Genomic DNA, 9,583 nt, shown 5'->3' with positions numbered 1-9,583 from the left:
TCAGGAAATGCAAATTCCCCTGATTGTCATGCTCTGGTAGCACTCCCCTGTCACGACGGGCCACAGATGCCCGACGCAGCCCTTTCAAGGAGGTTCAGATATGGACGGAAACGATCGCCCCGCAGGCAAATGCCCGGTGATGCATGGCGGCAATACCGCAAGCCCCAGCGGCGTGCAGGCCTGGTGGCCGAATGCGCTGAACCTCGACATCCTGCATCAGCATGATACGAAAACCACTCCGCTCAAGGGCTTCAACTACCGCGAGGCGGTGAAAACCCTCGACGTGGCCGCCCTCAAGGCCGATCTTCACGCCCTGATGACCGACAGCCAGGACTGGTGGCCCGCCGATTGGGGCCATTACGGCGGCTTGATGATCCGCATGGCCTGGCACTCCGCCGGTTCCTATCGCAGCGCCGATGGTCGCGGCGGCGGCAATACCGGCAACCAGCGCTTCGCCCCGCTGAACAGCTGGCCGGATAACGGCAACCTCGACAAGGCGCGCCGCCTGCTTTGGCCGATCAAGCGCAAATATGGCAACCGCCTCAGCTGGGCCGATCTCATGCTGCTGGCGGGCAACGTCGCCTACGAATCGATGGGCCTGAAAACCTTCGGCTTCGCCTTTGGCCGCGAAGATGTCTGGCACCCCGAGAAAGACGTGTATTGGGGCAGCGAGCAGGAATGGCTGACCTCCACCCGCTACGGCAGCGACGAGGACCGCAACAGCCTCGACAACCCCCTCGCTGCCGTGGTCATGGGCCTGATCTATGTGAACCCCGAAGGCGTGAACGGCCAGCCCGACCCGCTGCGCACCGCCGCCGACATGCGCGTGACCTTCAGCCGCATGGGCATGGATGATGCCGAAACCGTCGCCCTCACCGCTGGCGGCCACACCGTCGGCAAGGCGCATGGCAATGGCGACGCCGCCCTGCTGGGCGCCGCACCGGAAGGCGCGGGCATCGAGGATCAGGGCTTTGGCTGGGTCAACAGCACCGGGCGCGGCATCGGCAACAACACCGTCACCAGCGGTGTCGAAGGCGCCTGGACCACCCACCCGACGCAATGGGATGGCGGCTATTTCGACATGCTGCTGAACCACGAATGGGAGCTGCGCCGCTCGCCCGCAGGCGCCCAGCAATGGGAGCCGGTGAACCTGCGCCCCGAAGAAATCCCCTCGGATGTGGAGCGCACCGGCGGCACCACCCGCATCGTAATGACCGATGCCGATATGGCGCTGCGCGTCGATCCGGGCTTCCGCGCGATCTCCGAGCGTTTCGCCAAGGATCAGGCCGCGTTTGACGACGCCTTCGCCCGCGCCTGGTTCAAGCTGCTGCACCGCGACATGGGGCCGAAATCGCGCTATATCGGCCCGGAAGTTCCGGCCGAGGATCTGATCTGGCAAGACCCGATCCCGGCAGGCACCACCGGCTATGATGTGGCCTCGGTGAAAGCCAAGATCGCCGCCTCCGGCCTCTCGGTGGCCGATATGGTGGCAACCGCCTGGGATTCGGCGCGCACCTTCCGCCAGTCCGATTATCGCGGCGGTGCCAATGGCGCCCGCATCCGTCTGGCCCCGCAAAAGGACTGGGAAGGCAACGAGCCCGCCCGTCTCGCCCGCGTCCTGTCGGTGCTGGAACCCATCGCCGCCGCCTCGGGCGCTTCGGTGGCCGATGTGATCGTGCTGGCCGGGGTGGTCGGGGTGGAACAGGCGATCAAGGCCGCGGGCCATGATGTTGCCGTGCCCTTCGCACCGGGCCGGGGCGATGCCTCGCAGGATCAAACCGATGTCGAAGGCTTCGCCGTGCTGGAGCCTCTGGCGGATGGTTTCCGCAACTGGCTGAAGGCCGATTACGCCGTCGCCCCCGAGGAGCTGCTGCTCGACCGGGCGCAGCTGATGGGCCTGACCGCGCAAGAGATGACCGTGCTGGTCGGCGGGTTGCGCGTGCTGGGTGCCAATCATGCGGGCAGCGCCAAGGGCGTTTTCACCACCCGCCCCGGCGCCCTGACCACCGACTTCTTTGTGACCCTGACCGACATGGGCAACAAATGGGTGCCGACCGGGCGCAACAGCTATGACATCGTGGACCGCCGCTCGGGCGCGGTGAGGTTCACTGCCAGCCGCGTGGACCTCGTGTTCGGCTCGAACTCGATCATGCGCGCCTATGCCGAGGTCTATGCCCAGGACGACGCGGCTGCGCGTTTCGTGGCCGATTTCGTCGCCGTCTGGACCAAGGTGATGAACGCCGACCGCTACGATCTGGTCGCCTGAGTATAGGCCGTTACACTTCGGGGGGTTTTGCCCCCCGAAAGCGTATAGGCTGTTACAGTTTCGCGGTTTTTGCGGCCCGAACTGTATAGGGAATTACACCGCCGGGGGCCTCTCCGGCGGTGTTTTCATGTCACCCCTTGGCCAGCGCGATCAGCTCTGCCAGCGACCGCACCCCCAGCTTTTCCAGAATGCGGGCGCGGTGGTGATCCACCGTGCGCGGGCTGACGCCCAGCCGCGCCGCCACCTCCTTGCTGGAGACTTCGGCGGGGTTTTCCACGATCAACCGCACGATTTCGGCCTCCCGCGCGGTCAGTTTCGCAAACAGCGCCTCGCGCGCCCGGCCCGCCGCACGGTCGCTTTCGCGGGCCTGCAACAGGGCAAAGCCCGCCTCGATCCTTTCCAGTAACACCGCCTGACGAAAGGGTTTTTCCAGAAAATCCAGCGCGCCCGCCTTGATCGCCTGCACCGATTCCGGCACGCCGCCATGGCCGGTGATGAAGATGATCGGCAGGTTCACCCCCCGCTCGGCCAGCCGCGCCTGCACCTCCAGCCCGTTCATGCCGGGCAGGCCATAATCCAGCAGGATGACACCGGGGCGCTGCGGATCGAGGCTGGCGAGGAACTTCGCCGCCGAGCCATAGGCCTCCACCGCATAGCCCCGCAGCTCCAGCCCGCGCGTCAATGCGCTGCGGATATCCGCATCGTCATCCACCAGATAAATCGTCAGCGAAAGGTTCGGCATGATCGCCTCAAGTCCTTCAGGCACAAGGAAAATTACACAGCCTCAGACCCCGCCGACACCCCGGCGGGAAGGGTAAAGTGAAAGCGGCTGCCGCGCGGCTGGCCCGGCTCGTGCCAGATCTTGCCGCCATGCGCCTCCACGATGGTGCGGCAGATCGACAGGCCAAGGCCCATCCCGTCGGGCTTGCTGGTTTCAAACGGGGTGAAGGGTTCCGCCGTCGGCGCAAAGCCCGGCCCGGTATCGCTGACGCTGACCACCACCTGCCCCGCCGCGCTGCGCGCCGCAAGCAGGATGCGGCGATCATTGCCGCGCTCGCCCGCCATGGCCTCGATGGCGTTGCGGATCAGGTTCAGCAAAACCTGCGCCACCTGCACGCGGTTGCCCTCCACCGGCCCGGCAAGCGCGGTCAGATCGGTCTCCACCTGCACGCCGCTTTCGGTGATCTCGGCGTGCAAAAGACGCAAGGTTTGATCCAGAAGCTGTTCAAGATCAAAGACTTGTCGCCCGCCATCATCCTTGCGGATAAAGCCGCGCAGGGCCCGGATGATCTCGCCCGCGCGCAGGGATTGCGCCTCGATCTCATGCAGGATCTCCGACAGCGGCTCCGGGCAAAGCCCGCTTTTCTGCATCACCACCAGCGCCGCATCGGCATTCTGGGCAATCGCCGTCAGCGGCTGGTTCAGCTCATGCGCCAGCCCCGCCGCCATTTGCCCCATGGTATGCCCCCGCGCCAGATGCGACAGATCGCGGCTCAGCCGCTGGATCTGCGCCTCCTGCACCCGGCCCTCCGTGATGTCATCCATGGTCACCACCGCATGCAGCGGCTGGCCCGCATGGTCGCGGATCAGGATCGCATTCAGCCGCACCCACACTTCCGAGCCATCGGGCCGCGCAAGCCGCAGCACCCGGTTCACCGCCAGGCCATCGGTCTGCGCCGCCCCCTCTGTCCAGAGCGGCGCGGCCCCCAGATCATCCAGACGCATCGCGGCCAGCGCCTCGGCGCTGCGGCCAGTTATTTCGCAAAAACGGGCACTTACGCGGAGAAACCGCCCATCCTGAGGATGGATTTGCGCCATGCCGCGGCTCGACATCTCGAAGGTCTGGCCATATTCGCGCTCGGTCATGCGACGCGCGACGATCTGCTGCACCAGCGCCCGATTGGCCTCGGCCAGCTCGCGATAGGTCTTGGGCGGCGGCGCGTCGGGGTCGATCTCACCCTGCGCCACAAGCGCCGAGCGCACGGCAAAGGCCCGCACGGGCCGGTGAATGTAATGCGCCAAGGCCAGCCCCGCGAGGCCAGAAACCGCCGCCACCGCCGCCGCGATCCAGATATTCGTGGCCCGGTTCTGCTCGATCACCCGGGTGAAATCGCTTTCCGGCGCATAAACGGCGATGGTCCAGGGCAGGGTTTCGCTTTGCATCGGCATGACGGTGGAGACATAGCTCTCGCCGCCAAAAGTAAAGCCCGAGGCCGTCTCGCCGCTCACCTGCATCTCGCCGCCGCGCAGCAGGGGGGCAAAGGCAGCCCGCGCCACCGGATCGTCAAAATCGCGGATATTGACAAAATGCAGCGTGCCGTCGGCGTTCAAGTCCTTGATCAGGCTGGGATTCGGATGCGCGATCACATCGCCGTTGCGATGCAGGATCATGGCGCGGCCATGCGCGCCGATGTTCAGCCGGGCCAGAAAATTCGAGATCATGCTGATCTCGATATCCACCCCCACCACCCCGCGCAGCCCGCCGCCCTCTTTCAGCACCGGCGCGGCCAGGGTGATGCCGGGTTGCTGCGAGGAGAAGAAGATGTAGGGGTCCGTCCAGATGGTGCCCAGTTGCGCGCGGGCGCGCTTGTACCAGGGGCGGCTGCGCGGATCATAAGGGTCTTCCGGGTGCCATTCGCTGCGCACAATGTGGAAGTCATTGTCGCGCCAGATGAATTTCACCTGCCGATGCGGCCCGGCATTGGTGATGATCTTGCTGCGGAACGGCGCCGGGCCTTTCGGATCGCGCATCACCATGACAAAATTGCCATCCTCGCCGCCGTAATAGACCCCGGCGAATTGCGGCGCGATCTGCAATTGCTGGAACAGCAGCCGCTCCAGCAGCACCGGATCATCGCTGGCCACCACCCGGTTCTGTGCTAGCCGCGCCGCCAGCACCGCCGCCCCTTCGGCGGGGCTCAGAAAGCCCTTGGAATGCTCGATCGTGTTGATGCCCACATCGCGCAACAGCTCGCGCGCATGGCGCAGCAGCGCCTGTTCCGAGGTCACATAGGACGAAGAGACCACGGCCAGAACCGCAAGGAACTGCAAGCCGGCAAGGCAAAGCGCCAACAGCGCCCCCAAAGATTTGGTCATTCCGGCCACCCTTTATCACCCAAAGCGATTTTAATCGCCCCGAGACCGGAATTACAGGCCCGCAGCACGCGGCAGCCAGATAACGCTAGGGAAGGATGGGTAAATCTGCCTAGGCAAGGACGCGAATTTACAGGTTCGGGCCGGAATGTCACATAGGCAGGGTGAGAGGTTTGCGGTGATGGTTCGACAGAAGCCCTTGCGAGAATCAGGGGAACTGTGGATTTTCATCTAATGGTTGTAAAGTAACGAGTTTCGGAAAGCGCGGTCCACAAGTGTATTAGGTGGGGCTGGTGTCGCAGGTTCTGGTTTGTGGCACCATATAACTGGTTCGGCCGCGACTGTCCGCTTCTGCCCGGTATGCGGGGTCTGGAAGATGTCAGGGAGAGGAGGGTCGCGGCTTCACAACGCCCTCCGTCACGACTTACCCCAGACAAGTCGCCAACATGCGTTGATCCCGACCATGTTCTAGACTCTGCATGCCGGGCAGCAAGCGGAAAGACCCATGGTTGACCCATGGTCATGCCCGCCGCCGCGCCCCCCCTCATCAGCCCTGCCCTTTGTCACAGCGGCGCTTTCAACGGGGCCTCGGTATGGCCGATGAAGCCATTGTAAAGATTGGAAACCTGCGTCATGCGCGCCTCGACCTCGGGGCCGAGGTTCTGGAACACCGCATTGACCAGCAGCCCCGAGAGATTGGCAAAACCCGAGGTCGCATCCCAGAACTGGCCCAGCTCCACCTTCACGGTAAAGACCTCTGACACCAACCCATGCGCCCAGTCGCAATAGGGATCGGTGATCAGCGTGACCGGCAGGCCCGCCGCCATCGCGGCCTGCGCCAGCCCCCGCGACAGGCGCGAATAGCGCCGGGCGTCAAAGATCACAAGGCAGGCCTGCCCCGGCGGCACCAGCAGCAGCTCGGCAAAGCTGCCGCCCGCCAGATCGGCCAGATGCACCTCCGGGCGCAGATATTGCAGCAGGTTGCACAGGTATTGCGCATGGCCCCGCTCGGTCTGGAAGCCCGCGACGAACACCTTGGGCATCCGCGCCAGACGCCGCGCCACCCGGTCAAAGGCAGGCGAGGCGGCGGTTTCATAATTGGCGACCAGCATCGCCATGTCGCGCTCCAGCCCGCGCTGCAAGGCGCCTGGGCCATCCTGCGCGGCCTCGGCAAATTCGCGCAGCCGGTCGCCGATCAGCCAGGCCCGCTCGCCCAGATCCATTTGCAGCGAGGCCTTGAGCGCCTTGAAATGCGCATAGCCCAGACTGCGGCAATAGCGCCCGACCGAGGCCTCGGACACGCCGATCTTTTCCGCCACCGAGGCCGCCGTCTCGAAGGGCAACTGATCCAGATTGTTCAGGAAAAAGCTGGCGATGGCCGCCTCGGCGCGGGTGGCGCTGGCAAGGCTCTGCGCAAGGCGCTGCCGCAGATCGGAACCGGGGGGCGTCTCGGGCGCCAAGGGATTTGGGGCCTTTGGGTCGGGCATGGAACACCTCGGGGCTGTTTGGCAAATCGTCCAGCGGTTCCGCAAGAAAGGCAAGTGGGCCTAACCCTGCCAGCGCTCCAGCGCGGCCTCATCCGCCTCGCGCGCGGCCACCCAATCGGCCCCGCTGGCGCTGATTTCCTTTTTCCAGAACGGCGCGCGGGATTTCAGGTAATCCATCAGAAACTCGGCCGCGGCGAAGGCATCGCCGCGATGCCGGGCAGCAGTGGCAACCATCATGATCGGCTCCTGCGCCGCCAGACGGCCAAAGCGGTGGATCACCAGCGCGTCTTCCAGCGCGAACCGCGCCTTGGCCTCTGCCACCATCGCCGTGATCGCCCGTTCGGTCATGCCGGGATAATGCTCGATCTCCATGGCCTGCAACTGCCCGCCATTGTCGCGCACAAGGCCGGTAAAGGTCACCACCGCCCCTGCTTGCGCGATCCCGGCCGCAAAAGCATTGGCTTCGGCCCCCAGATCGAAGGGCTCTGCCTGCACGCGCACACGGATCGAAGCGCCGGACATCCTCAGCCCCCCTCAGCCGCCGGTCATCGGCGGAAAGAACGCCACCTCGCGCACCCCCGCCAGAGGGGCCGCGAAATCGGCCAGCTCCTGATCCAGCGCCACCCGCAGGCTGGTGAGATCGGCAAAGGCCAGCGCGTGCCCTTCGCTGCCCGCCGCCAGCTCGGCCACCAGATCGGCCACGGTGGCGGCAGAGGTGTCCACCTCCTCACGCGGCGCGCCGATCCTTTCGCGCAGCCAGGCAAAGTAAAGCACGGTCACGCGCATCTCAGTGGTCCTTGAGGTGAGGCAAGGCCTTGCGGAAGTAATCCCAGCCGGTGATCAGGGTCAGCACGGCGGCAATCCAGATCAACACGAGGCCGACCGTGGTGGCATAGGCCCCGCAATCCCGCCCGCCGCAGGTGCGGATCGGATCGGCCAGGCCTGCGCTGACCGCCTCGGCATATTGCTCGGGCGTCATGCCCTGCATGCGGATGCCTTCCAGATATTCGATCCCGGTGCCCAGAAACAGCACCGCAATCGCCACCATCTGCGCCGTGGTCTTCCACTTGGCCAGTTTGGTGACCTTCAGCTCTCCGGCAACATTGCCCAGAAACTCGCGCAGGCCCGAGACGAAAACCTCGCGGAAGAAAATCACGGTGGCGGGCAGGATCAGCCAGGGGTTCATGCCGGAATAGCCGGTGATCACCATGATCGCGATCAGCACCATCGCCTTGTCGGCGATCGGGTCCAGCATGGCGCCGAATTTCGATTCCTGCTTCCACAGCCGGGCCAGATAGCCATCGAACCAGTCGGTGATCGCCGCGCCCACAAACAGGGTCAGCGCCAGCCAATCGGCCCAGGGGCGATGGAAATACAGGAACATGACCGCCACACCGGGGGCGGCCAGCAATCGCAGAACAGTCAGGACATTCGGGATGTTCCAGGTCATGCCGCCAGTCGTAGCGGATGCGCCGCGCCGGGGGAAGGGGTGGTTTACAGGCCGGGCCGCAGGCGTTACCCCGGCGCCTTTGGGAAAGGGCGTGAGATGGCATCCTGCGGCATCGACTTCGGCACTTCAAACTCCACGCTCGGGCTGGCAGGACCGGAAGGCGCCCGGCTGGTGGCGCTGGAGGGGGCCGAGGTCACCCTGCCCTCGGCGGTGTTCTGGGCCGAGGATGGCCCGCCCCTGATGGGCCGCGCCGGGATCGCCGCCTATCTGGAGGGCGAGGAGGGCCGATTGATGCGCGGGCTGAAATCCACCCTCGGCTCGGGCCTGATCGCCGAGCGCACCAAAGTGGGTAGCCGCACCGTCAGCTTTCGTGAGGTGCTGGGCCGCTTCATCGCCAGCCTGCGGGCGCATGCGCCCGAGGCCCGCGCGGTGGTGATGGGCCGCCCGGTGCATTTCGTGGATGATGACGCCGAGGGCGATGCAAGGGCCGAGGCCGCGCTGGCCCAGATCGCGCGCGAGGTGGGCTTTGATCAGGTGGCGTTCCAATACGAACCCATTGCCGCCGCGCTGGATTATGAAAGCCGCTTGGCGGACGAGGAACTGGTGCTGATCGTCGATATTGGTGGCGGCACCTCGGATGTGTCGCTGGTGCGGGTGGGGCCTCTGCGCGCCAAGGCGGCGGATCGGGCGGGCGATATTCTGGGCAATGACGGCATCCGGCTGGGCGGCACCGATGTGGACCGCCTGCTGAGCCTTGCCACCGCCCTGCCCCATCTGGGCTTTGGCGCCAGCACCAAGGGCGGCGCGGGCACCATGCCGCGGCATTACTATCTGGATCTGGCAACATGGCACCGCATCAATGTGATGTATAGCCGCCAGACCGCCACCGACCTGAAAGCGTTGCGCCACGAGATCGACCGGCCCGAGCTGATCGACCGGCTGATGGCGCTGATCGAGGGGCACCATTGTCACGCGCTGGCGATGGAGGTGGAGCGGGTGAAGATTGCGCTGAGCGGCGCGGAGGCTGAACGGCTGATGCTGGCACCGCTTTGCGGCGCGCCCAACCCGGTGCTGCGGCGCGCGGCGCTGGACGACGTGCGGGCCTCGCCGCGGGCCCGGCTGGAGGCGTGGATCGCCCGCGTGCTGGCGCAAGGCGGGGTGCGGGCGGATCAGGTGCAGACGGTGTTCCTCACGGGCGGCTCCAGCCGCTTGCCCGCCTTGCAGGCGCTGCTGACGCGCCTGCTGCCCGGCGCGCGCCAGGACCGGGGCGATGACTTTGGCAGCGTG

The 9,583-nt window shown here is 65.7% G+C and carries 8 protein-coding genes; 2 read left to right on the top strand and 6 right to left on the bottom strand.

What is annotated here, in order from left to right; genetic code table 11:
• Nucleotides 1-100: 100 nt before the first annotated feature.
• The gene (gene katG, locus JNN06_RS13675) at nucleotides 101-2,266 is read left to right on the top strand and encodes a catalase/peroxidase HPI (RefSeq protein WP_291240147.1); all 2,166 of its coding nucleotides are present in this window, start codon (nucleotides 101-103) and stop codon (nucleotides 2,264-2,266) included.
• Between the two features lie 130 nt (nucleotides 2,267-2,396).
• Here katG and JNN06_RS13670 read toward each other — a convergent pair whose 3' ends face one another.
• The 6 genes from JNN06_RS13670 to pgsA form a co-directional block, all read right to left on the bottom strand.
• Entirely contained in the window at nucleotides 2,397-3,008 is a 612-nt protein-coding gene (locus JNN06_RS13670) for a response regulator (RefSeq protein ID WP_291240146.1), read from the bottom strand.
• Nucleotides 3,009-3,040: 32 nt separating this feature from the next.
• Nucleotides 3,041-5,362 (bottom strand): cache domain-containing protein, encoded by a 2,322-nt coding sequence (locus JNN06_RS13665; protein ID WP_291240145.1) that lies wholly within the window; start codon nucleotides 5,360-5,362, stop codon nucleotides 3,041-3,043.
• 560 nt (nucleotides 5,363-5,922) lie between these two features.
• A complete protein-coding gene (locus JNN06_RS13660) occupies nucleotides 5,923-6,846 on the bottom strand; it encodes a MurR/RpiR family transcriptional regulator (protein WP_291240144.1) in 924 nt (307 codons plus the stop codon).
• 60 nt (nucleotides 6,847-6,906) lie between these two features.
• Nucleotides 6,907-7,353, bottom strand: a complete 447-nt coding sequence (locus JNN06_RS13655) for a molybdenum cofactor biosynthesis protein MoaE (RefSeq protein ID WP_291240168.1) — start codon at nucleotides 7,351-7,353, stop codon at nucleotides 6,907-6,909.
• A 27-nt stretch (nucleotides 7,354-7,380) separates the two neighbouring features.
• Complete coding sequence (moaD, locus tag JNN06_RS13650) at nucleotides 7,381-7,626, bottom strand: molybdopterin converting factor subunit 1 (protein WP_291240167.1); 246 nt, start codon at nucleotides 7,624-7,626, stop codon at nucleotides 7,381-7,383.
• 7 nt (nucleotides 7,627-7,633) lie between these two features.
• Nucleotides 7,634-8,296, bottom strand: coding sequence for a CDP-diacylglycerol--glycerol-3-phosphate 3-phosphatidyltransferase (gene pgsA / locus JNN06_RS13645; protein WP_291240143.1), 663 nt, complete (start codon nucleotides 8,294-8,296; stop codon nucleotides 7,634-7,636).
• A gap of 96 nt (nucleotides 8,297-8,392) precedes the next feature.
• On the opposite strand from pgsA, the gene JNN06_RS13640 reads away from it, so the two are divergent.
• A partial coding sequence (locus tag JNN06_RS13640) for an Hsp70 family protein (RefSeq protein WP_291240142.1) occupies nucleotides 8,393-9,583 on the top strand: 1,191 nt, incomplete at its 3' end.

It is taken from the genome of Gemmobacter sp., from assembly GCF_016792925.1.
In the GTDB taxonomy this organism is placed as follows: domain Bacteria; phylum Pseudomonadota; class Alphaproteobacteria; order Rhodobacterales; family Rhodobacteraceae; genus Gemmobacter.
The sequence above is the reverse complement of the archived record's forward strand: the minus strand, read 5'-3'. Positions and strand labels throughout refer to the sequence as shown.

Bases quoted from the DNA above. Each gene is read 5' to 3' on its own strand.
- katG (WP_291240147.1), top strand. From the start codon at position 101: ATGGACGGAAACGATCGCCCCGCAGGCAAATGCCCGGTGATGCATGGC.
- JNN06_RS13670 (WP_291240146.1), bottom strand. From the start codon at position 3,008: ATGCCGAACCTTTCGCTGACGATTTATCTGGTGGATGACGATGCGGAT.
- JNN06_RS13665 (WP_291240145.1), bottom strand. From the start codon at position 5,362: ATGACCAAATCTTTGGGGGCGCTGTTGGCGCTTTGCCTTGCCGGCTTG.
- JNN06_RS13660 (WP_291240144.1), bottom strand. From the start codon at position 6,846: ATGCCCGACCCAAAGGCCCCAAATCCCTTGGCGCCCGAGACGCCCCCC.
- pgsA (WP_291240143.1), bottom strand. From the start codon at position 8,296: ATGACCTGGAACATCCCGAATGTCCTGACTGTTCTGCGATTGCTGGCC.